The sequence below is a fragment of the Escherichia sp. KTE172 genome, from assembly GCF_000408845.1.
Lineage (GTDB): Bacteria > Pseudomonadota > Gammaproteobacteria > Enterobacterales > Enterobacteriaceae > Escherichia > Escherichia coli.
In genome coordinates this window covers 4166045-4189662 of sequence record NZ_KE137316.1, presented here as the reverse complement: position 1 = coordinate 4189662, position 23618 = coordinate 4166045, and the positions used below count along the sequence as shown (strand labels likewise).

General features: G+C 48.1%; 18 protein-coding genes and 3 pseudogenes. 15 read left to right on the top strand and 6 right to left on the bottom strand.

Annotated elements, in window-relative coordinates:
• Window positions 1–8: 8 nt before the first annotated feature.
• Window positions 9–878 (bottom strand): aldo/keto reductase, encoded by an 870-nt coding sequence (locus tag G434_RS04445; protein WP_001309281.1) that lies wholly within the window; start codon window positions 876–878, stop codon window positions 9–11.
• 247 nt (window positions 879–1125) lie between these two features.
• On the opposite strand from G434_RS04445, the gene G434_RS04450 reads away from it, so the two are divergent.
• Window positions 1126–1983: a helix-turn-helix domain-containing protein gene (locus G434_RS04450; RefSeq protein ID WP_001309280.1), complete on the top strand. Its 858-nt coding sequence runs from the start codon at window positions 1126–1128 to the stop codon at window positions 1981–1983.
• A 120-nt stretch (window positions 1984–2103) separates the two neighbouring features.
• Here the strand turns inward: G434_RS04450 and fdeC are convergent, their stop codons facing one another.
• On the bottom strand, window positions 2104–6357 hold the full coding sequence (gene fdeC / locus G434_RS04455) for an inverse autotransporter adhesin FdeC (RefSeq protein WP_000092574.1): 4254 nt from the start codon (window positions 6355–6357) through the stop codon (window positions 2104–2106).
• Window positions 6358–6922: 565 nt separating this feature from the next.
• Between fdeC and G434_RS04460 the strand changes: the two genes are divergently transcribed.
• Together G434_RS04460 and G434_RS04465 are read left to right on the top strand one after the other, a co-directional pair.
• Window positions 6923–7774 (top strand): aldo/keto reductase, encoded by an 852-nt coding sequence (locus tag G434_RS04460; RefSeq protein ID WP_001174448.1) that lies wholly within the window; start codon window positions 6923–6925, stop codon window positions 7772–7774.
• Window positions 7775–7800: 26 nt separating this feature from the next.
• The gene (locus G434_RS04465) at window positions 7801–8790 is read left to right on the top strand and encodes an aldo/keto reductase (RefSeq protein WP_001172285.1); all 990 of its coding nucleotides are present in this window, start codon (window positions 7801–7803) and stop codon (window positions 8788–8790) included.
• A 30-nt stretch (window positions 8791–8820) separates the two neighbouring features.
• Here the strand turns inward: G434_RS04465 and G434_RS04470 are convergent, their stop codons facing one another.
• Window positions 8821–9714, bottom strand: coding sequence for a LysR family transcriptional regulator (locus G434_RS04470; RefSeq protein WP_000910713.1), 894 nt, complete (start codon window positions 9712–9714; stop codon window positions 8821–8823).
• 224 nt (window positions 9715–9938) lie between these two features.
• Entirely contained in the window at window positions 9939–10865 is a 927-nt protein-coding gene (locus tag G434_RS04475; protein ID WP_001305437.1) for a LysR family transcriptional regulator, read from the bottom strand.
• Window positions 10866–11021: 156 nt separating this feature from the next.
• On the opposite strand from G434_RS04475, the gene G434_RS04480 reads away from it, so the two are divergent.
• Together G434_RS04480 and G434_RS04485 are read left to right on the top strand one after the other, a co-directional pair.
• The gene (locus G434_RS04480) at window positions 11022–11942 is read left to right on the top strand and encodes an alpha/beta hydrolase (protein ID WP_000860029.1); all 921 of its coding nucleotides are present in this window, start codon (window positions 11022–11024) and stop codon (window positions 11940–11942) included.
• A 244-nt stretch (window positions 11943–12186) separates the two neighbouring features.
• Window positions 12187–12660, top strand: a pseudogene (locus G434_RS04485) (NADH:flavin oxidoreductase); the annotation flags it as partial.
• 57 nt (window positions 12661–12717) lie between these two features.
• Here the strand turns inward: G434_RS04485 and G434_RS04490 are convergent.
• Window positions 12718–13686, bottom strand: a complete 969-nt coding sequence (locus G434_RS04490) for an IS5 family transposase (RefSeq protein WP_073970534.1) — start codon at window positions 13684–13686, stop codon at window positions 12718–12720.
• Window positions 13687–13720: 34 nt separating this feature from the next.
• Between G434_RS04490 and G434_RS0126005 the strand changes: the two are divergent.
• From G434_RS0126005 to ykgO, 4 genes and pseudogenes are all read left to right on the top strand, one after another.
• Window positions 13721–14395 (top strand): annotated as a pseudogene (locus G434_RS0126005) (NADH:flavin oxidoreductase); the annotation flags it as partial.
• A 473-nt stretch (window positions 14396–14868) separates the two neighbouring features.
• Complete coding sequence (ykgR, locus tag G434_RS31130; RefSeq protein WP_000662257.1) at window positions 14869–14970, top strand: small membrane protein YkgR; 102 nt, start codon at window positions 14869–14871, stop codon at window positions 14968–14970.
• A gap of 364 nt (window positions 14971–15334) precedes the next feature.
• Entirely contained in the window at window positions 15335–15598 is a 264-nt protein-coding gene (locus tag G434_RS04500; protein ID WP_000803998.1) for a type B 50S ribosomal protein L31, read from the top strand.
• Entirely contained in the window at window positions 15598–15738 is a 141-nt protein-coding gene (gene ykgO, locus G434_RS04505) for a type B 50S ribosomal protein L36 (RefSeq protein ID WP_000866436.1), read from the top strand. The genes G434_RS04500 and ykgO overlap by 1 nt, the downstream gene beginning before the upstream one ends.
• Window positions 15739–15772: 34 nt before the next feature.
• On the opposite strand, the pseudogene ykgL reads toward ykgO, so the two are convergent.
• Window positions 15773–15998 (bottom strand): annotated as a pseudogene (ykgL, locus tag G434_RS29335) (protein YkgL).
• A gap of 824 nt (window positions 15999–16822) precedes the next feature.
• On the opposite strand from ykgL, the gene ecpR reads away from it, so the two are divergent.
• The 6 genes from ecpR (at window position 16823) to ecpE (ending at window position 23616) form a co-directional block, all read left to right on the top strand.
• Window positions 16823–17365: an ECP biosynthesis operon DNA-binding transcriptional regulator EcpR gene (ecpR, locus tag G434_RS04510; RefSeq protein ID WP_001305433.1), complete on the top strand. Its 543-nt coding sequence runs from the start codon at window positions 16823–16825 to the stop codon at window positions 17363–17365.
• Between the two features lie 74 nt (window positions 17366–17439).
• The gene (gene ecpA, locus G434_RS04515; protein WP_000730980.1) at window positions 17440–18027 is read left to right on the top strand and encodes a common pilus major fimbrillin subunit EcpA; all 588 of its coding nucleotides are present in this window, start codon (window positions 17440–17442) and stop codon (window positions 18025–18027) included.
• A gap of 57 nt (window positions 18028–18084) precedes the next feature.
• Window positions 18085–18753 (top strand): fimbrial chaperone EcpB, encoded by a 669-nt coding sequence (gene ecpB / locus G434_RS04520; RefSeq protein ID WP_000716404.1) that lies wholly within the window; start codon window positions 18085–18087, stop codon window positions 18751–18753.
• A 25-nt stretch (window positions 18754–18778) separates the two neighbouring features.
• Complete coding sequence (ecpC, locus tag G434_RS04525) at window positions 18779–21304, top strand: fimbrial usher EcpC (protein WP_001131069.1); 2526 nt, start codon at window positions 18779–18781, stop codon at window positions 21302–21304.
• Window positions 21294–22937: a fimbrial adhesin EcpD gene (ecpD, locus tag G434_RS04530; protein WP_001265646.1), complete on the top strand. Its 1644-nt coding sequence runs from the start codon at window positions 21294–21296 to the stop codon at window positions 22935–22937. Before ecpC ends, ecpD begins: the two co-directional genes overlap by 11 nt.
• Window positions 22906–23616, top strand: a complete 711-nt coding sequence (ecpE, locus tag G434_RS04535; RefSeq protein ID WP_001305432.1) for a fimbrial chaperone EcpE — start codon at window positions 22906–22908, stop codon at window positions 23614–23616. Before ecpD ends, ecpE begins: the two co-directional genes overlap by 32 nt.
• Window positions 23617–23618 lie beyond the last annotated feature (2 nt).

The following is a 23618-nucleotide window of genomic DNA, read 5'->3' as shown; positions in this document are numbered from 1 at the left end:
GATTAATATCAATCATGTATTTTTACAGCAAGACAACCACGAACAAATTCAGGATTAAAATGTTTTACCGACTCCCCAACATAACCCAAATCAAGCGAACTAATTTGTGCCATTTCTTTCTCTGTCAGTGAGAAATCCCAGATAGCAAAATTTTCTTCGATACGCTGTTGATGTGTCGATTTCGGAATAACGACCACTCCCCGTTGAATATTCCAACGCAGAATGACTTGAGAAATCGATTTTTGATGGGCATCTGCAATACTCTGAAGCAGATTATTTTCAAAGGGTTTATGTCGTCCACCACCTAACGGAGCCCATGCTTCAGGCTGCACGTTATAATACTTCATGGTTGCCAGCGCCTCTGGTTGGGCAAAATAGGGATGCAACTCGACCTGGTTGACCATCGGTTTAACTCTTACCGTTTCACAAAAGTTCGCCAGAACATGAGGATAGAAATTGGAAACCCCAATTGCTTTTAATTTGCCCTCTTCATAGGCATCTTCGAGTGCACGCCACGCACTGAAATAATCGCGCATAGCCTGGTGCAATAAATAGAGGTCGAAGTATTCTAGTCCCGATTTTTTTAATGATGCTTCAATACCTGCTTTTGCCGTATCCTGATTCAACATATCCTGCACCCACAATTTAGACGTTATAAATAACTCATCTCGGGTACATAAACCTTCAGATATAGCTTCACGAACGGCTTCACCGACGGCATCTTCATTACCGTATACCGCTGCAGTGTCGATGAGTCGATAACCCGTGCGGATAGCATTCAACACTGACTGTTTGCACACGTCTTTATCGGTAACCTGAAAAACACCAAATCCCATCATCGGCATTTTCAGATTGTTACTTAATACGGAAAATTCCACTGTCAGTCCCTCCATTAGGTATGAACAATGAGTCTACGTTAAAACGTAACCTCAAATTAGTATGTGGATTTTGATATCACTTATGCAAAAAATTCATTAATAATGTAGGACTGAAACCTCTCTATTTTTGGGGCAATGAAGCAGACGCTATCAGTGCTTTTGCCTTGGGACTTGCTGTTTTTGATACACTTAAGGCCCAGGACATAACGAAAATGTGCGATATGACAAAGAATTAACGGAGAATGTGATGATCAGGCAGAAGATTCTACAGCAGCTCCTGGAGTGGATTGAGTGCAATCTTGAGCACCCTATTTCAATCGAAGATATCGCACAGAAATCTGGCTACAGCAGACGCAACATCCAGCTTCTGTTCCGAAATTTCATGCATGTGCCTTTGGGAGAATACATTCGCAAACGAAGGCTTTGTCGTGCCGCCATTCTTGTCCGACTCACCGCGAAATCTATGCTTGATATTGCACTCTCTTTACATTTTGACTCACAGCAGTCATTCAGCCGCGAATTTAAAAAGTTATTCGGCTGCTCTCCCCGTGAATACCGCCACCGTGATTATTGGGATCTCGCAAATATCTTCCCTTCTTTTTTAATACGTCAACAGCAAAAGACGGAGTGTAGATTAGTCAACTTTCCTGAGACACCTATTTTTGGCAATTCATTTAAATATGATATTGAAGTATCGAATAAATCACCGGATGAAGAAGTCAAACTGCGACGTCATCATTTAGCCAGATGTATGAAGAATTTTAAGACGGATATCTATTTCGTCTCCACATTCGAACCGTCAACAAAATCGGTCGATTTGCTCACAGTTGAAACTTTTGCCGGTACGGTATGCAAACAAACCGATTCAGAGATGTCGAAAGAGTGGACAATTAACCGAGGACTGTATGCCTCTTTCCGCTATGAAGGTGAGTGGGAGCACTACCCTGAATGGGCGCGAAACCTCTATCTGATGGAATTACCTGCCAGGGGGTTAGCCAGAGTGAACGGCAGTGATATTGAGCGATTTTATTACAATGAAAACTTCGTCGAAATTGATAGCAATAACATTGTTTGCGAAATTTTTATCCCCGTTCGCCCGGTTTAGCTGTAGCGATGTTTACATGAATTTATAACGAGACTACTGTCAGGCAATTCAATAAATAATGGCGTTGAAGATGTCAACGCCATTATTGTTTATTAGAATGTTACTTTCATATTCTTAATATTACTTCATCGCCTCCTCGCCCTTTGCCGTATCGGCATCCACCGCGGTTATGGTCACCGTCACTGGCTTCATTTCGTACCCGCCATAGGTCAGGGCGTTAAATGTGAACGTATAGACACCAGGCTTGCTGGTACTAAATGTACGCGTGATTTTTCCGCTCACGAAATGGTCATTTTTCGACGGCAGGAATTGATAATCCTTCTCCGTCACTCCTTCCGGAGCCTCAATGTCGACCCACACATTCCCCCCAACAGGGTTATTTGCCGAGAACAGGGTAACCTCCAGCTTCGCAGTCGATTTCCCATCCGCCACCAGCGATTGCACATCAGATGATGCGGTGAGCTCCGCGTTTTTATCATCCGCGACGAATTTAGATTCGGCAGTTTTCGTTGATACCTGACCGTTGGTCTGACTCACTTGCGCCGTGAGTGTATATTTCGCTGCGACAGTGGTCGTGGCGGTGAAAATAGCCTGCCCTTGCTCATTAGTTTTCGCCGTCCCATCGGGATCCAGAGCTAAATTTGCCGGGCTGGCAGTCAGCGTCACCTCGCTATCTTTCAACAGGTTGTTATTGGCATCAGTCACCGTAACTTTATACGTCTGTTTGGCTTTGCCATCCGCCAGTGCATAGTTGCCAATCACCTCAATACCGGAGACGGTTGCGGTCGCCTTATCGGCCACAAACGTTATAGTCTGCGCATCCGAAGGCTGGTCATTTCCTGCCGACGCCGTGATCTCATAGGTTCCGGCAGTCACGGAAACCACCTGCAACTCTGCTTTCCCCTCATCGTTGGCTTTCACCCAGACATTATCGCCAGTAAGCGGCTTGACACCTCGGGGCAGATTAAAGGTCACCAGAGTGCCTGGAACAGGGTTACCGTTTTTATCCTCAACGGTCGCCGTCAGCGTAAAGGCATCTTTGCCGTTTGCCACTTTTTGAACGGCGGTGTCAACCTGCAGGTTTGCCTGACCGGTGCTGGCATCCGCGTTGAATTTCACCGTGACCGTCTTCTGAGAGTTTTTCACCGCGGCCGCGATTTCAAGTTCCCCTGCAACGGTTGATATCAACTCAATATCCGCTTTACCTGCCGCATTGGTTGTTACTGTATTCCCCGTCTTGCTGGTCACACCTTTCGGCAGGGTCAGCGTCACATTTTGCCCCTGCAACGGGTTACCATAGCTGTCCACAACGGTCAGGGTTATCTGGTTAGCAGACTGTCCATTAGCCAGTTGGTTATTAACCTTCACTGTCATATCACGAATCTCAGCCTTAGATGCGTCACCTGCAACATTCAGCACCAGTGGCTGAGCAACGGCATTTTGGCCGTTCACTCGCGGCATCACAGACAACTGACCCGCGGCAGATCCCAGCGTTAAGGTCGACACGTAGACCCCATTACTTTTCTCTGTCCAGCTTCCTGCTGAAGGACGCTCACTCCCCGTGCTGGCGGCACCGCTAAACACTGGTGCATCTGGCTTCAGCCCGGTGACCGGGTTCCCGTACGCATCCTTCACGGTGAAGGTGAGTTCCGTCGTCGTTTTAACCGTTGGAGTCTTATTGTCCGCAACAAGCGTAGAGTTAGCTGATGACATCTCTCCAGCGATGACCGTCAACTGCGCGGCTTCGGTGGCTGCTGGCTGGCCGTTGAAGAGAGGCATGACGCGAAGCTCGCCCGTCTTTCCGCCTGTAGTCAACGTAGCAACATAGGAACCGTCACCTTTTTCGGTCCAACTGGAAACGGTCGCCCCTTCAGAGGCGGTCCCCGTCAAACTTGCCGACAACGAAAGACCACTGATAGCGTTGCCATGTGCATCTTTTGCAATAAGCGTCACGGTTGTGCTTTCGCCGGCTTTTACGTGATCTTCTGCGACGGAGACTTTCGACTGGTTTGAAGATAACGCATCAGCCACCACGGTTACTTTTGCCGCATTTGCTGCCGCATCCTGTCCATTTAGCTTCGGCATAACTTCTAATTCACCCGCCGTAGAGCCGAGAGTAATCTGCGCAGTCCACGTCCCATCACCATTATTTGTCCAGCCCGATGCCGTAGAACCTACAGCAGCGGCACCCGCTAATGACGGCGCTTCCGGCGTGAGGCTGGTCACAGGGTTGTCATAGGCATCTTTTGTCGACCAGATTGCCGTAAGCGTACCGCCGACCACCGGTTTATCAGGATTCAGGGTGATGGACGAATGTGCTGCATCAAGCGGCCCGGCAACAAACTTCAGCGTTTGTTGTAATGTGCCCAGCTGATACTGCTCGCTGAAGGCGCGCACAACAACGTTTCCGGCACGGGTCGAAGAAACCGTGGCGCTGTAAACCCCTGGTTTTATTTCCGAAATGGCACCAACGGTTACACCATTAGTGTCTTGCGGAACAAGTCGCAGGCGGCTGGCTTCTCCCGTCACCGGATTACCCTCGGAGTCCACCGCTGTCAGTGTCAGCGTGTAGGCTTGCTGACCATCAGCAACCACGTCACCTGACGGCTCGTTAGCGCTCAGGGTGGAGTTTGCCACATCCATCATCGTGGCCCGCAGTTCTGCAGTGACAGTTTTGCTCATGTCATCAACGCTAACAGTAATCGTTGCCTCACCTGACTGCGTTCCGGTAGTAAAGACAGACTGATACACCCCTGCTTCAGTTTCGGTGAACTCACCCAGTGTTGGCTTTGCCTGTGATTTAGTGGCCTTCAGGGTACGAGTCACAATATTTCCAGCCGGTTTGAAGGTTAGTTCAGTCTTAATCTGATCTTTCATGCCCGTGACTGGCTGGCCCTCGGCGTCGCGCAGAGACAGCACCAGCGGTTTTTGCTCATTACCGTTAGCAAGCATTTGAATACGGCTCTGACCGTCAAGCGTTAACGCCGTACGATCGGCGCTCATACCAGCTCCGCTAATAACCACTTCTGTCTGCACACGTTTCGAGGCATTGCCTTTGTTATCGTAGGCAATCGCTGAAACCGCATAATAATTGTCTTTGCCTGGACGATAAGCCGGGAGCGTTACTTGCCACTGACTACCCTGACCGGTAATTTTGCCACCTTCAGCCAGTAATGACGGCGCTTCCCACTGCACATTTTTCAGTCCGTGAGTTGCTTTGCTGACCACAAGTCCCAGGGAAAGTGTCTGACCGCCCTTACCTTCAATCCGCTCAGGCAGAGCAATACGGATTACTTCAGATTTGCGGTACTCAAGAACGATGTTGTTATTACGCTCAACCAGGTCATAGCGGCTGCCTGCCAGCATTCGACGCTCGCGAATGCTGTCTGTATCGAGTTGTTTTTCCAGAGGTTCGCCAATTCGGTAGTTAACTTCCAGGCCAAAGCGAGTGTCATTCTCACCACTCTTGCCCTGCTTATGCCCGGCGCTCAGTGTCAGAAGAGGCACTGGTGTATAGGTTACCTCGGCAGAAATAGCATGCGGGTCTTTCTGGCGTTTATCTTTACCAAACAGCCCGACTTCATCACCATAATACTGTTCATACATCAGGCTTGCGCCAAGCTGCGGCCAGGCGGGTAAATAGCCCTCAGCACGAATATCCCAGCCATTCGCCGGGCGTTCCTGATAATCCTCAACATCCGGCGATTTTTTCCAGCCAGAAGCCCGGATATAACCATTGGCGCTCAATTTCAAATAATCACGCCAGTATTCCGCACCAACACCAATGCGGGTATGACTACGGGATAAATCATGGTCGATAAAGGTGTTCACCCCCGCCATCCAGTCATTTCCTGAAAAATGACGCCAGCCAAAACCAATATTTGACTGAGTACGATCGTCTGTACGATGTATTGCCCCCTGAGTGAACAACATATTTGTCGGCGTATCATAAATCGGATAAAGCATTTCCAGCGAAGAATCCTTCAGCGAGAAATCTTTATCGACATTCAGTTTGACGCGCGCTGTACCATATTTCCCGAGCCACTCCTGTATTTCCTGGTTAGCTTTAGCGGTGGCCATTCCGGTAATAAAGTTACGTGTCGCATCGCTATCTGGCTGACTGCTTAAAAATGTCCCGGCATTTGCGGCAAACGACGCGAAATTTTTCTCCACATTATTATCTGCAATTACCGTGGTATTTTCCATGCTCAACCGTGGCTGAACCGCATGCTGCGCACGTGCCGCCATTACTGGGGTAAAGGTGACAGCGAGTGGAAAAAGAACCTGAACAGAGATATTTGCCCACGCCACGCAGCGGGCCAGAACTGAATAACGAAATCGTGGTTGTTTATGACCTGTTTTATAACGTGACATTGAGATAATTTCCTGATGAACGAATTAACGAACATAGGCAGACACAAATAGTGGCGTCTGCTTGTCAGAAAAACCGGGAAATCCCCGATTTCCTTTTCCGCAGAAAAGGAAATACCTTTATGTAAGAAAGTACACCGCCACCTAATATATCCAGTGTCTGTAGCCACTCATCAGGTGGTTGGGCGCGGGATTATATTTTTATTTATTGGTGAAAATTTAGCTTTTTGTGCAAGTTATTAAATAGATACTTAAGTTATATTTCTTACTCTGCGGGCAGTGAATAATTCATTATTAAGAGTGAATAATAATGACCTGTCTTTAATTAATCGCTATTGGGAATACGTCGAAGTAGGTATATACACCAGGATAAACCAATATATTTTTTATGGATATTCATTTTTCTTCATCAGACTGTGAATTGCAGGGATATCGAACTTGCACGACTCATCGCAACACTCAAGCAGATTTATGAATTTCGTTCATAACCCCTGACAAATCCTGCCGTCTAATCGAGCTCTTCCCTTTACGTTATGCTTCTCATGAACGATAACGGAAGGATAACACCATGCAAAAAGTAAAACTGAACAACGGTATTGAAATGCCCCTGTTGGGCTTTGGTGTATTTCAGATGACCGATGCCGCCGAATGCGAAAGAGCGGTCATTGACGCTATTAACATCGGTTATCGACTGATTGACACCGCCGCCTCCTATCAAAATGAAACCCAGGTCGGGAACGCACTGAAACGAAGCGGTATCGCCCGTAACGAACTCTTTGTCACCACAAAACTCTGGTTGCAGGATACCAGTTACGAAGGGGCCAAAGCCCAGTTCGAACGCTCTCTGAATCGACTGCAACTTGATTACGTTGACCTGTATTTGATTCACCAGCCATACGGCGATGTCCACGGAGCCTGGCGTGCCATGGAAGAGCTGCAACAGGCCGGTAAAATTCGCGCTATTGGCGTCAGTAACTTCCATCCTGACCGACTGGCAGACCTTATCGCTTTTAATAACGTCGTTCCGGCGGTAAACCAGGTTGAAGTTAACCCTTTCAATCAGCAGCTACAGGCCGTTCCCTGGATGCAAAGTCGTGGCATTCAGCCAGAAGCCTGGGCACCGTTTGCGGAAGGGAAAAATGGTCTGTTCCAGCATCCTGTTCTCACGGCAATTGGCGAGAAGTATGGCAAAAGCGTGGGCCAGGTTGTTCTGCGCTGGATCTACCAACGAGGCATTGTTTCACTGGCAAAATCAGTGCGAAAAGAACGCATGGAAGAGAACATCAACATTCTCGATTTTGAACTCAGCCCTGAAGATATGCTGCAAATTACCGCCCTGGATACCGCAACCAGCGCGTTCTTCTCTCACCGCGATCCCGCAATGGTGGAATGGCTGACTGGCCGCAAACTTGATGTTTAAGCCGCGATAAAAGAGGTATTCATTCAATGCAAAAACGTTATCTGGGTAAATCCGGACTCGAAGTCTCCGCCCTTGGGCTCGGTTGCATGGGCTTAAGCCACGGCTACGGCCCGGCGACCGATACCCGTCAGGCTATCGAACTTATTCGTGCTGCGGTTGAACGTGGCGTCACCTTCTTCGATACCGCCGAAGTGTATGGTCCGTATCTGAATGAAGAAGTGGTCGGCGAAGCCTTAAAACCGTTTCGTGACCGCGTGGTAATTGCCACTAAATTCGGTTTTACCTTCGGCGATGATAATAAGCAGCAGATTTTAAACAGCCGTCCGGAACATATCCGTGAAGCCGTTGAAGGATCATTACGTCGTCTGAAAACAGATGTTATTGACCTGCTGTATCAACACCGTGTTGATCCGGATGTTCCTATTGAGGATGTTGCAGGAACGGTGAAAGACCTCATCGCAGAAGGTAAGGTCAAACATTTCGGCCTGTCGGAAGCGGGAGCACAAACCATTCGTCGTGCACATGCGGTACAACCTGTCACCGCCCTGCAAAGCGAATATTCCATGTGGTGGCGTGAGCCTGAACAGGAAATTCTGCCGTTACTGGAGGAACTGGGAATTGGTTTTGTCCCCTTCAGCCCACTAGGTAAAGGTTTCCTGACAGGGGCGATTAAGCCGGGAACCACTTTCGGCAAAGATGATTACCGCAGCACCGTACCGCGTTTCGCAGCACAAGCCATTGAAGCCAATGAAAAACTGGTCACCTTGTTAGGTGAACTGGCTGCGGAGAAAGGGGTAACGTCTGCACAAATCGCACTGGCATGGCTATTAGCACAAAAGCCGTGGATTGTTCCCATCCCTGGCACCACTAAACTGAACCGGCTGGAAGAAAACCTGGCCGCTGCTGACATTGTTCTTTCGCAGAAAGATACGCAGCAGATAACCGAGGCGCTGGAAACAATTAAAATCGTCGGTGAACGTTACTCGCCTGAACATCAGGCACGCGTAGGCCGCTAATACCCAAACGGGTCCAGGATAAAGGACCCGTTATTCGGTGTAGCGAAGCGCATCGATCAACAGCGCAAAAGCTGGCGGATGCTGCTTGCGGCTGGGGTAGTAAAGATAATATCCGGGAAAAGTTGGACACCACTCCTGTAACACCTGAATAAGCTTGCCTGACTTTATATACTCCTGAACCATGTCTTCAGGGACACAAGCGATCCCAAACCCTGATAACGCGGCATCAATTCTTTCTGGCAATGGACTACACGTCAGCTGCCCATCAACCTTAACGCGAAGAGGTTTCCCTTCTCGCTCGAACTCCCAGTGGTAAAGCCCACCGGCAGTTGGCAAACGCATGTTGATGCAGCGATGATTTTGTAGCTCGTGAGGCGTTTCAGGCGCAGGGTTTGCAGCAAAATACGCCGGAGCTCCCACCACAGCCATCCGCATATCTGGTCCAATCCTGACTGCAACCATATCTTTATCAACATTTTCACCCAGTCGTATCCCGGCATCAAAACGGCCTTCAACAATATCGACAAAACCGTTATCCACCACCAGTTCGACATTGATTTCGGGATACTCTCTGAGAAAAGGTTTTAGCTTCGGCCAAACCAGACTTCGCGCGGCATGTTCCCCGGCAGATAAACGAATATTCCCGGAGGGCGTGCCGTTCAGTTGAATAAGTGACTCCAGTTCCTGTTCAAGCTCGTCAATACGCGGTTCAAGGCAGGCAATGATTCTCTCCCCCGCTTCTGTGGGAGCCACACTGCGGGTAGTCCGTGTCAGGAGGCGGATGTTGAGCCTTTCCTCCAGAGCCTTCATTGCATGGCTAAGTGCAGACTGAGAGACGCCGAGTTTGCCCGCTGCTTTGGTAAAACTTCGCTCTCTTGCCACCACAAGAAAGATTTGCAGTTCGTTGAAGTTTTCTTTGAGCATTGGCGATTTCCTTGTAGAAGCATCCTCTTCACAGACACTCATGAAGGGGGGAGCATAGATGCTATTATTTTAACCACATTACCGGTGATAATGATAATTGATATTATGGCCGTATAGAAAATAAGTATTAATTATCAGAAAGTTTATTATGTAAACGCGTCCTAATGATTACGTTATTCCTCTTACCGATATTCGCCCAGAGCAACCATCAATTACACATATCATCAATTTTCGAGTTTTACTCTTTTCTCCACCATAAAATCAATAAAAGCACGAACTTTAGAGGGCATTCTCACCCGTGATGAAACATAAATATAAAATCCAGGAAATGAAACAGCCCAATCCTCAAGAATCGGCTGTAACTTGCCCGCATTGATATGTTCAGCGATTGCAAAATCCAGATGTTGAATGATACCCGTTCCATTCAGCGCCATTCGTATCATGCTTTCGTCATCATTAGAAATATACTTACCTGAAACCTCTATTTCGAACTCTTCATTACCCCCCGCAACATTAGAAAACTCCCATGCAGAGAGTGCACCACTACTTTTATGCCGCAACCGAAGGCAATTATGGTTACTCAGTTCCTGAGGCGTTTCAGGAATACCGTGCTCTTTTAAATAATCTGGCGATGCCACAGTAACCAGTTTAATAAGCGGAGAAACAGGAATGGCAGTCATATGCTCATCCAGTCCTTGCTCAAGACGTATGCCCACATCACAGCCGTCCGCAATAATGTTAGATAAACCGTCATCCATAATGAGTTCTATCTTTGTTTTGGGGTAACGAGTAAGAAACTCGCCAATATGAGGCTCAACAAGCATCCGTGCTGCAACACGGGAGGAATTTATTCTCAACAGGCCTGTAGGTTCAAGTTGGGTATCACCAACATCTTTCAAAGCATCATCAATTTGCCCCAAAGCCGACACCAGCACTTCATACAGACGCTGTCCTTCCTCAGTAAGCGACATATTGCGGGTCGTACGGTATATCAGCTTGGTGTTAAGACGTTCCTCAAGAGATTTTAAATTCTGGGACAATGCGGCCCGCGTAATACCCATTTCAGAAGCGGCTCTGGAAAAACTGCCGGCACGAACAATCAGCGCAAACCAGGCAAGAGAAGGCAAAATTGAAGGCTCTATTTTCATCATTGTAAACCTTAACTTAACACTGTGATAGATATTAGACCATTGATGATAACCAATACAAGTCATACTATTACGCCGTTCTCGACATGAACACGAATGCCAGTTGCGGATAATAGAAATGATATTTAAATCTGTTTAGGCAATTCCCCGGAGCTTGAAATGAAAACTGTTTCGATAAAACATACTTACTGGGATATAGCTGCTGATATCTATTTCCCTGACGATTTTAATAGTGAAAAAAAGTATCCTGCCATTATCAGCGCCCATCCAATTGGAAGCTGCAAAGAACAAACATCGGGTAGTGTGTATGGTGCCGCCCTGGCAAAAGCTGGCTTTATCGTCATTGCTTTTGATGCCAGTTTTCAGGGAAGCAGCGGTGGAGAACCGCGTTATCTGGAAGATCCAACAATGCGAGTAAAAGACTTCAGCATTGTCGTTGATTACCTTACCACCTTACCTTACGTTGATGCCGGGCGTATTGGTGTACTGGGTATTTGTGGTGGAGGTGGATATGCCATTAATGCCGCAATGACAGAACGTCGAATTAAAGCTATTGGTACTGTCACGGGTGCAAACTACGGGCGTCTTATGCGTGAGGGATTTACAGCGTTTAATCCTATCGGAGCACTCGAAGCAATGGCGCAACAAAGAACAGACGAAGCTAACGGCGCAAAACTTCGCGTAGATGATTTACTCCCCTCTTCTCCGGATGCAGCTCTTGAAGCGGGATTAACAGAAATAGACCTTTTTGAAGCCACAGAATATTATCGTTCGCCACGAGGCTGTGCACCTAATGGGGTAAATCGTTCGCTATTCTCACATCAGACTGTTGCCGTGGGTTGGGATGCATTTCATCTTGCAGAAGTCCTGTTAACTCAACCAATAATGGTTGTGGTGGGCGATAGAGTGGGCGCATTTGGTGCCTACCGTGACGGCTGCGAAATTATTGGCCGCGCTGCCTCAAAACATAAAGAGCTGGTCGTGGTTGAAGGTTATTCACATTACGACCTGTATGATAAGCCAGAACCTGTGAAACAGGCACTCGATAAATTAATTCCTTTTTATAAAACACATTTGTAATAATCTTACAGGGAGATTCCTTATCTCCCTGACATTTATCCTTTATTGACTACACAACAATAATAAAATTACTCAAAAAGAAATTTCATTAAAGAAACAAAAAAGCAGCAACTCAATTATTAAGATTATTAGAAACCCTTTGAAGGAATTATAAATAAAGCCATAAACCTTGGTTCCAAAGCTGGCAACAACTAACCAGTTAAAACATACGCATCAAAATCAGATAAACATTTGAGGTATTGTTATGACAAATAAACACCCATCATTGTTTTCTCCTTTTATGCTGACAGAAAAAATAAAGCTACGTAATCGTATCGTTATGGCTCCTATGACGACCTGGTCAGCGAATCCTGATGGAACCATCTCTGAGCAAGAACTCGAATTTTATAAACGTCGCTCACAAAATGTTGGTTTAGTAATAACAGGATGTACCTATGTCACGCCAAGCGGCATTGGGTTTACTCATGAATTTGCCGCGTATGACGACCGTTTCATTAACAGCCTTGAAAAGTTAGCAGCGGCAGCCAAAAGTGGCGGTGCTCCGGCTATTTTGCAGATTTTCCACGCCGGTAATAAAGCCATCCCGGAGCTTGTACCAAATAACGATGTTATTAGTGCCAGCGCATCAAGCGTAAAATCTGGTGACTTTATGAAGAGAGTGGTACAAAGCAGGGAAATGACTGAAAACGAAATTCAGGAAACCATTAGAGCATTCGGAGGGCTTTGTTGAATAAATCAGATTTCGGGTAAGTCTCCCCCGTAGCGGGTTGTGTTTTCAGGCAATACGCACGCTTTCAGGCATACCTGCTTTCGTCATTTTGTTCAGCGCTCGTACCAGGGCCATAGCCTCTGCAACCTGACCATCGTAGTCACGCAGTGTCAGTGAACCTCCGAACAGCTGTTTTACCCGGTACATCGCCGTTTCCGCTATCGAGCGACGGTTATAATCTGTTGTCCATTTCCACCGCGCATTACTCCCGGTCAGCCGCTGATTCGCAACAGCACGGTTACGGTCTGCATATTCACCGGGCCAGTAACCCGCGCCTTTTCGGGGCGGGATAAGCGCGCTGATTTTCTTACGCCGCAGTTCATCGTGACAGAGCCGGGTGTCGTAAGCGCCGTCTGCCGATGCTGCCCTGATTTTTCTGTGAGTCTGCCGGATAAGACCCGGGAAGGCTTCTGAGTCCGTCACATTGTTCAGCGACAGGTCTGCACAGATGATTTCATGTGTTTTGCTGTCAACTGCCAGATGCAACTTTCGCCATATACGACGGCGTTCTTTGCCGTGTTTTTTGACTTTCCATTCGCCTTCACCAAAGACCTTCAGCCCGGTGGAATCAATCACCAGATGCGCGATTTCACCTCGGGTGAACGTTTTGAAACTGACATTAACCGACTTTGCGCGCTTGCTGACACTGGTGTAATCCGGGCAGCGCAACGGAACATTCATCAGTGTAAAAATGGAATCAATAAAACCCTGTGCAGCCCGCAGGGTCAACCTGAACACGCGTTTAATGACCAGAACGGTGGTGATGGCGAGATCAGAATAGCGCTGAGGTCTTCCCCGTGATGAAGGCGTTGCCGACTCATACCAGGCCTGAATAGCTTCATCATCCAGCCAGAAAGTTATGGAGCCACGGTTGATGAGGGCTTTATTGTAGGTGGGCCAGTTGGTGATTTTGAACTTTTGCTTTGCCACGGAACGGTCTGCGTTGTCGGGAAGATGCGTGATCTGATCCTTCAACTCAGCAAAAGTTCGATTTATTCAACAAAGCCCATTCGGAGATGTCACAAAAAGGGCGATTAAAGCAGGTTTTGATGGCATTGAACTTCATGGTGCGCACGGATTCCTTCTACAGAATTTCTTCTCCCCTCTATTTAACCAGCGTAATGACCGATGGGGAGGAGATCTCGAAAGACGTATGCGATTCCCGCTGGCCGTATTACAGGAAGTAAAAAATGTAGTCTATGAATATGCGACAAAGCCCTTTGCCATCGGTTACAGAATATCTCCTGAAGAATCTGCAACAGGGGGGCTGCGGATAGAGGATACTTATAAACTCCTTGATCGGCTCATTGCATCCGGTATTTCGTATATACATACCTCGCTGGTCAGTATTAACGATAGCTACCCTGTTGAGTCGCCAAATGGCCCCCGAACTATTGAATTGATTTTAAATCATATTGCAGGCAGAGTGCCGGTAATCGCTGCAGGTAAAATACGCACACCGTCTCAGGCTCAAGAAGCAATTTCCACTGGCCTGCCACTTGTTGCGATCGGTAAAGGGCTGGTGATAAATCCAGAATGGGTGACTTTAGCTGAATCAGGTAGAAGCCATGAAATTCAAACAACCCTTAATCCACAACTTGTTCCTGAATTAACCATTCCGGATAAACTATGGGATCAAATTCAGGCATCGAAAGGAACTGGCTGGTTTCCGTTAATGGATTAAATATCTATTACTCTCCCGAGTGTAAAACTATCAAACCAATGAGTAACCGATACAGCCTCGCAAATTCTTTCAGATAATTAACCCGTCACTGCGGCACGTTCTCTCATAAGGCGTGCCTGCTGTGTAATCCAGTATGTATCCGGCATAGTTGACGGTTTAATAGAACTCAATTCCTCTCCCAGGTCACCAACAACGATATCTTGTATAACACCCCAGGAGATACGACATTATGATGAGATGCGATATGCTCCTCAGCGCTAATCAACGCCAGGACTGGGCCTGTCTTGAGATCAGACTCATTCCCGGAACTGACTTCAGGCGACATATATCAATGACGTTGGGGCAATAAAAGATAGTTGATGTAATACATCTATTCAAATTTGTGATACATGTCAAAAAATTGGTTGACCAAACTCGTTATTTATATAAGGGCACTTACGAAGTGCACTCTTTTTTAAAGCGAGGAAGTACCAATGAAAGAGAATAAAGTACAACAAATCAGTCATAAACTGATTAATATCGTTGTTTTTGTCGCAATTGTAGAATACGCCTATTTATTTTTCCATTTCTATTAATAACGGCAATAAACTGTTCACTTCAGTGATATTTAAAATATGCATCCTCTCCCTTTTTGTAAGTAATTATTATATCCGTGGGAGAGGAATACACGCTGTCAGGTAATCAATCATACTGCGATAAATCATCGGCCAGTAAAGTGGAGATAACCTCCATTCTCGAAAAATCCATACTCTCAGCGAAACCATCATCAATCACTCATCCAGGCGTTTATGGGAGCGTCAGCCAATGGCTGTTAACAATGCCAGACTTCCCCGTTGAGGAAATTCCACATACCACAAATGGTCACAGGGATTGGGTGTTGAAATGATCCGGATGAGCATGTATCTTTACGGTTATGTTATAACATAACAGGTAAAAATGATGAAACCCAATATCCATCCTGAGTATCGTACTGTGGTGTTCCATGACACCAGTGTTGATGAGTACTTTAAAATCGGCTCGACTATCAAAACAGACCGTGAGATTGAGCTGGATGGCGTAACGTATCCGTACGTGACAATTGATGTCTCTTCTAAATCGCACCCGTTCTATACAGGGAAGCTGAGAACAGTGGCATCAGAAGGAAATGTTGCACGATTCACCCAACGTTTTGGTCGTTTTGTTAGCACGAAAAAGGGGGCATGATGAAAGTCCTTAACTCTCTGCGTACCGCAAAAGAACGCCATCCAGACTGTCAGATTGTGAAGCGAAAAGGACGGCTATATGTGATTTGTAAATCTAATCCACGTTTTAAGGCCGTTCAGGGTCGTAAGAAAAAACGTTGATTCAAAATTCGACGAATTAACGATATTTGTCTGATTAATAATCAGACCGGATTAATGTTGGTGTATTTATTACACCAGCATTAATTTTCCTGGGGATGTATCTTCCTGTTCATTTAAGGTCAACTGCCTGACGTTTCTCTCCGAATATTCCATTATATTAATGTTGACTTGTTGACCAGGTGCGCCCTGTATGCTGGCATCAACTCTCTTTTAGACTGAACACGCCACTCAGTTTCCTCCCTTTGCGACGCAGCCTGCATTTACACTCAAACGGTTAAGATGATAAATGTGGTAAATCTGTTGGTACTGACATAAAAACGTTTACGCCACAGGAACGGCCTGATCCACCGGTAACCCCATCGCCGACGTTCGAGTGCCAGTTAGAGTAACGCGCACAGATGACTGAATGCAGTGCCCTGGCAAAGAGGCCATCGTTCCTGTGACAACTGGCAGTCTTCGTTTAACTTCACTTAATTTGGCTCTTAGGGGGCTTACCGGACAGATGACGTACTTACACCTGTTTAATTTTTCATCACTTATTGGAATGAACACCCATAACCATTTTGTGCGGCATGTTAATCCATTAAAACACTTTACTGATTGGCAAATCATCTTTAATTATGACTCATTATAGTTTTATATTCTATTTCTTATCATTTAAACTTGTTTTTTTACTAGTCCATTACACAACACATTAAGACTATTCCTAACACCTCAGGGCAAAGTTCCTGGCTAATATAAAATGCAAGTAAGAATTGAACGTTATATTGCCAATAACCTTATGAAACTGAATGTCTTTTTCTTCTTATCAAAAAAGCAATATTTTCATTTTTTGTAAATATTGACTTAACCATGGAATTCCTTTTCTGTTCACATATTGACACTCATCAGGAAAAAAACATAAATTTAAGCCCAATCGAAAATAATTAAAACTTAATCTCGTTTAACCTATATTGATATGTGCTACGTATCTTATTTACTTCCGATTTACTAAAGAAACTGAATGTACCTGTAAAAATTACAGGTTTGGAAAGTAGTGACATGGCAAAATGATTACAGCAGGGACTATGAGGTTAAAAACCATATGGAATGTCAAAACCGTTCTGATAAATACATCTGGTCTCCCCATGACGCCTACTTCTATAAAGGACTATCTGAACTGATTGTGGATATCGACAGATTAATTTATCTATCGCTGGAGAAAATCAGAAAAGATTTCGTGTTTATCAATCTCAATACGGATTCTTTAACTGAGTTTATAAACCGTGATAATGAGTGGTTATCCGCGGTAAAGGGGAAACAGGTCGTATTGATTGCGGCCAGAAAGTCAGAAGCCTTAGCAAATTATTGGTATTACAACAGCAATATTAGGGGCGTGGTATACGCTGGACTGAGTCGTGATATTAGAAAAGAACTGGCCTATGTGATTAATGGCAGGTTCCTGAGAAAAGATATTAAGAAAGATAAAATCACTGACCGGGAAATGGAAATTATCCGCATGACGGCTCAGGGAATGCTGCCTAAATCGATTGCCAGAATTGAAAATTGTAGTGTGAAGACAGTGTATACCCATCGGCGTAATGCTGAGGCCAAGCTGTACTCAAAAATATATAAGTTGGTTCCGTAAACTCCAGGCAAGTTAGTTTTAAAAAATGACTCACAGGGACATCACGTCCTCAATTCAACTCGGGAAGAAAAGCAATGAAAAAAAAGGTTCTGGCAATAGCTCTGGTAACGGTGTTTACCGGTTCAGGTGTGGCGCAGGCTGCTGACGTAACAGCTCAGGCTGTAGCGACCTGGTCAGCAACAGCCAAAAAAGACACCACCAGTAAGCTGGTTGTGACGCCACTCGGTAGCCTGGCGTTCCAGTATGCCGAAGGCATTAAAGGTTTTAACTCACAGAAAGGTCTATTTGACGTGGCTATCGAGGGTGACTCAACGGCTACCGCCTTTAAACTGACCTCACGTCTTATCACCAACACCTTAACCCAGTTGGATACCTCAGGTTCCACACTGAATGTGGGCGTGGATTATAACGGCGCGGCAGTCGAAAAAACTGGCGATACCGTGATGATCGATACCGCCAACGGCGTACTGGGCGGCAACCTTAGCCCACTGGCTAACGGTTACAATGCCAGCAATCGTACCACCGCACAGGATGGTTTCACTTTCTCCATCATCAGCGGCACCACCAATGGTACCACCGCAGTAACCGATTACAGCACTCTACCGGAAGGCATCTGGAGCGGCGACGTTAGCGTACAGTTCGACGCGACCTGGACCAGTTAATCTCTCTGATGTACCAGCAGGGGTAGCCCCCCTGCTTTATTCCTGGACGGAATTGTTATGAAAAAGCACCTTCTGCCTCTCGCTCTGCTGTTTTCCGGAATATCTCCGGCCCAGGCGCTGGATGTCGGCGATATATCATCGTTTATGAACAGTGACAGCAGCACGCTGAGCAAAACGATCCAAAACAGTACCGACAGTGGCCGCCTCATCAATATCCGTCTCGAACGGCTCTCTTCACCGCTTGACGACGGGCAGGTTATCGCAATGGACAAGCCGGATGAGTTGCTACTCACTCCCGCCAGCTTGCTGCTACCCGCCCAAGCCAGCGAAGTGATCCGCTTCTTCTATAAGGGACCAGCAGATGAAAAAGAGCGCTACTACCGCATTGTCTGGTTTGATCAGGCCCTCAGTGATGCGCAGCGCGATAATGCCAACCGTAGCGCTGTGGCCACTGCTTCCGCCCGCATCGGCACCATTCTGGTCGTCGCCCCCCGCCAGGCGAACTACCACTTTCAGTACGCCAACGGCTCCCTGACAAATACAGGAAATGCGACGCTGCGGATCCTCGCCTACGGCCCCTGCCTGAAAGCCGCCAATGGTAAGGAGTGTAAAGAGAATTACTACCTGATGCCGGGCAAGTCGCGTCGTTTTACCCGCGTGGACACGGCGGATAACAAAGGACGGGTTGCACTTTGGCAGGGTGATAAGTTCATTCCCGTGAAATAGATAGCTGTGCAGATGGATAATGACAATGCCTTTACGACGGTTCTCCCCAGGACTGAAAGCCCAGTTTGCCTTCGGCATGGTCTTTTTGTTCGTTCAGCCCGATGCCAGCGCTGCTGACATAAGTGCGCAGCAAATAGGTGGGGTGATTATTCCGCAGGCCTTCAGTCAGGCGCTTCAGGACGGCATGAGCGTCCCACTTTATATTCATCTCGCCGGTAGCCAGGGGCGCCAGGACGATCAGCGAATCGGCAGCGCTTTTATCTGGCTGGATGATGGACAGCTACGCATCCGGAAAATACAGCTGGAAGAGAGTGAAGATAACGCCAGTGTCAGCGAACAAACTCGACAGCAGCTGATGGCTCTGGCGAACGCCCCGTTCAATGAGGCCCTTACCATCCCCCTGACTGACAACGCGCAGCTGGATCTCAGCTTGCGCCAACTGCTGCTGCAGCTGGTGGTCAAGCGCGAAGCGCTGGGCACCGTACTACGCTCACGTAGCGAAGACATCGGGCAGTCCAGTGTTAACACCCTCAGCAGTAATCTGAGCTATAACTTCGGCGTCTATAACAACCAGTTGCGTAACGGCGGGAGCAACACATCCAGCTATCTGTCGCTGAATAACGTTACTGCACTGCGCGAACATCACGTGGTGCTCGACGGCTCGCTGTACGGGATCGGTAGCGGTCAACAGGACAGTGAATTATATAAAGCGATGTATGAACGCGATTTTGCCGGTCACCGATTTGCCGGTGGAATGCTCGATACCTGGAACTTGCAGTCCTTAGGGCCGATGACCGCCATTTCAGCAGGGAAGATTTACGGCCTTTCCTGGGGAAACCAGGCCAGCTCCACCATCTTCGACAGCAGCCAGTCAGCCACGCCAGTGATCGCCTTTTTACCGGCGGCGGGCGAAGTACATCTCACCCGTGATGGGCGGCTACTAAGCGTTCAGAACTTCACCATGGGCAATCATGAAGTGGATACCCGGGGTCTACCGTACGGTATTTACGATGTGGAAGTTGAGGTCATCGTTAACGGTCGCGTGATCAGCAAACGCACTCAACGGGTCAATAAGCTGTTTAGCCGGGGGCGCGGCGTCGGTGCACCACTGGCGTGGCAGATATGGGGCGGTAGCTTTCATATGGATCGCTGGTCGGAAAACGGGAAAAAGACGCGACCAGCTAAAGAGAGTTGGCTGGCAGGTGCCTCGACCTCCGGCTCACTGAGTACGCTTAGCTGGGCGGCAACGGGATATGGATACGATAATCAGGCGGTGGGTGAAACCCGTCTGACGCTGCCGCTTGGGGGGGCGATCAACGTTAACCTGCAAAACATGCTGGCCAGTGACAGCTCATGGAGCAACATCGCCAGCATCAGCGCCACTCTACCTGGAGGCTTCAGTTCGCTGTGGGTTAACCAGGAAAAAACCCGCATTGGCAATCAATTGCGACGTAGCGATGCCGACAACCGTGCAATCGGCGGCACACTCAACCTGAACTCACTGTGGTCGAAGCTGGGTACGTTCAGCATCAGCTACAATGATGACCGCCGCTACAACAGCCATTATTACACGGCAGATTACTATCAAAGTGTCTACAGCGGTACCTTTGGTTCGCTTGGCCTGCGGGCCGGTATTCAGCGCTATAACAACGGCGACAGCAGCGCCAATACAGGGAAATATATCGCTCTCGATCTCTCGCTACCACTGGGCAACTGGTTTAGCGCAGGGATGACCCATCAAAACGGCTACACCATGGCAAACCTGTCAGCACGCAAACAGTTTGATGAAGGAACCATTCGCACTGTTGGTGCCAATCTGTCACGAGCCATCTCCGGCGATACCGGTGATGACAAAACCCTCAGCGGTGGGGCGTATGCACAGTTCGACGCTCGTTACGCCAGCGGAACGCTGAACGTCAATAGCGCGGCGGACGGCTACATCAATACCAATTTGACCGCCAACGGCAGCATCGGCTGGCAGGGTAAAAACATCGCTGCCAGCGGGCAGACCGATGGCAACGCTGGGGTGATATTCGACACTGGCCTGGAGAACGATGGTCAGATCAGCGCCAAAATCAACGGGCGGATTTTCCCGCTTAACGGCAAGCGTAACTATCTCCCGCTCTCTCCCTATGGGAGATATGAGGTGGAGTTACAGAACAGCAAAAACTCACTCGACAGCTACGATATCGTCAGCGGCCGCAAAAGTCATCTGACTCTCTATCCAGGCAATGTCGCTGTCATTGAGCCAGAAGTGAAGCAGATGGTTACCGTCTCCGGTCGTATCCGTGCGGAAGACGGCACACTGCTGGCTAACGCACGGATTAACAACCATATCGGCCGAACTCGAACCGATGAAAACGGCGAGTTTGTCATGGACGTGGATAAGAAATACCCCACTATCGATTTTCGCTACAGTGGCAATAAAACCTGCGAAGTGGCGCTGGAACTCAACCAGGCGCGCGGTGCCGTCTGGGTCGGTGATGTGGTCTGCAGCGGCCTCTCATCGTGGGCGGCGGTGACGCAGACAGGAGAAGAGAATGAGAGTTAACCTACTGATAGCGATGATAATCTTTGCGCTAATCTGGCCTGCAACCGCGCTCAGAGCGGCAGTGAGCAAAACAACCTGGGCGGATGCTCCGGCACGCGAGTTTGTGTTTGTCGAAAACAACTCAGACGACAACTTTTTCGTCACGCCTGGCGGGGCGCTGGATCCGCGCCTGACCGGTGCCAACCGCTGGACCGGTTTAAAATACAATGGTTCAGGAACCATCTATCAGCAAAGTCTCGGCTACATTGATAACGGTTACAACACCGGCCTTTATACCAACTGGAAGTTTGATATGTGGCTGGAAAATTCACCAGTTTCATCTCCTTTAACTGGCTTGCGCTGCATCAACTGGTACGCAGGGTGTAATATGACCACCAGTCTTATCCTGCCGCAAACCACCGACGCCAGTGGATTTTATGGCGCGACGGTGACCAGCGGCGGCGCGAAGTGGATGCACGGCATGTTGTCAGACGCGTTTTACCAGTATCTGCAACAAATGCCCGTCGGCAGCAGCTTTACAATGACCATCAATGCCTGCCAGACCTCTGTGAACTATGACGCCAGCAGCGGCGCACGCTGTAAGGATCAGGCCTCCGGCAACTGGTATGTTCGCAACGTCACCCATACGAAAGCAGCAAATCTACGGTTGATAAATACCCACTCGCTGGCGGAGGTGTTTATCAACAGCGACGGAGTACCGACTCTGGGCGAAGGGAACGCCGACTGCCGGACGCAAACCATCGGCAGCCGTTCAGGATTAAGTTGTAAGATGGTTAACTATACCCTGCAAACAAACGGACTCAGCAACACCTCAATCCATATCTTCCCGGCGATCGCCAACTCGTCGTTAGCCTCGGCCGTCGGGGCGTACGATATGCAGTTCAGTCTGAATGGCAGTTCATGGAAACCGGTGAGCAATACTGCCTATTACTACACCTTCAACGAGATGAAGAGCGCAGACTCGATCTATGTTTTCTTCTCGAGCAACTTCTTTAAGCAGATGGTGAACCTGGGGATCAGCGATATCAACACCAAAGATCTGTTCAACTTTCGCTTTCAGAACACCACATCACCGGAGTCTGGCTGGTATGAATTTTCTACCTCCAACACGCTGATTATCAAACCCCGTGATTTCAGCATCAGTATTATCTCCGATGAATATACTCAGACACCGTCGCGGGAGGGATATGTTGGCAGCGGCGAGTCGGCACTCGATTTCGGCTATATCGTAACCACCAGCGGTAAAACAGCTGCCGACGAAGTGCTGATCAAGGTGACCGGACCCGCGCAGGTGATTGGCGGGCGCTCCTATTGTGTCTTCAGCTCCGATGACGGTAAGGCGAAAGTACCGTTCCCGGCGACACTTTCCTTTATTACCCGCAACGGAGCTACAAAAACCTACGATGCCGGGTGCGATGATAGCTGGCGGGATATGACCGATGCGCTGTGGTTGACCACACCGTGGACTGATATCTCTGGCGAAGTGGGGCAGATGGATAAGACCACAGTCAAATTTTCGATTCCAATGGATAACGCCATTTCTCTGCGTACGGTAGATGATAACGGCTGGTTTGGCGAAGTCAGCGCTTCAGGAGAGATTCATGTTCAGGCGACGTGGCGTAACATTAACTAAGGCCCTGCTGACAGCGGTCTGTATGCTGGCGGCACCTTTGACACAGGCGATTTCGGTCGGCAATCTGACATTTTCGCTGCCGTCCGAGACTGACTTTGTCAGCAAACGTGTAGTGAATAACAACAAAAGCGCACGGATATACCGTATTGCCATCAGTGCTATCGATAGCCCGGGCAGCAGTGAATTGCGCACCCGACCGGTGGATGGTGAACTGCTTTTCGCCCCCCGCCAGCTGGCGTTGCAGGCTGGTGAGAGCGAGTATTTTAAATTTTACTATCATGGTCCACGGGATAACCGCGAGCGCTACTACCGGGTCTCATTTCGCGAGGTCCCCACTCGCAACCAGACAAGACGCAGCCCAACCGGCGGCGAGGTTAGCACGGAGCCGGTGGTGGTGATGGATACCATTCTGGTAGTACGACCTCGTCAGGTTCAGTTTAAATGGTCCTTCGACAAGGTGACAGGAACGGTAAGTAACACTGGCAACACATGGTTTAAGCTACTGATTAAGCCAGGATGTGATTCGACCGAAGAGGAAGGCGATGCCTGGTATCTACGTCCGGGAGACGTGGTTCATCAGCCTGAGTTACGTCAGCCGGGGAATCATTATCTGGTCTATAACGACAAATTCATTAAGATTAGCGATTCCTGTCCGGCTAAGCCCCCTTCGGCGGACTAAGA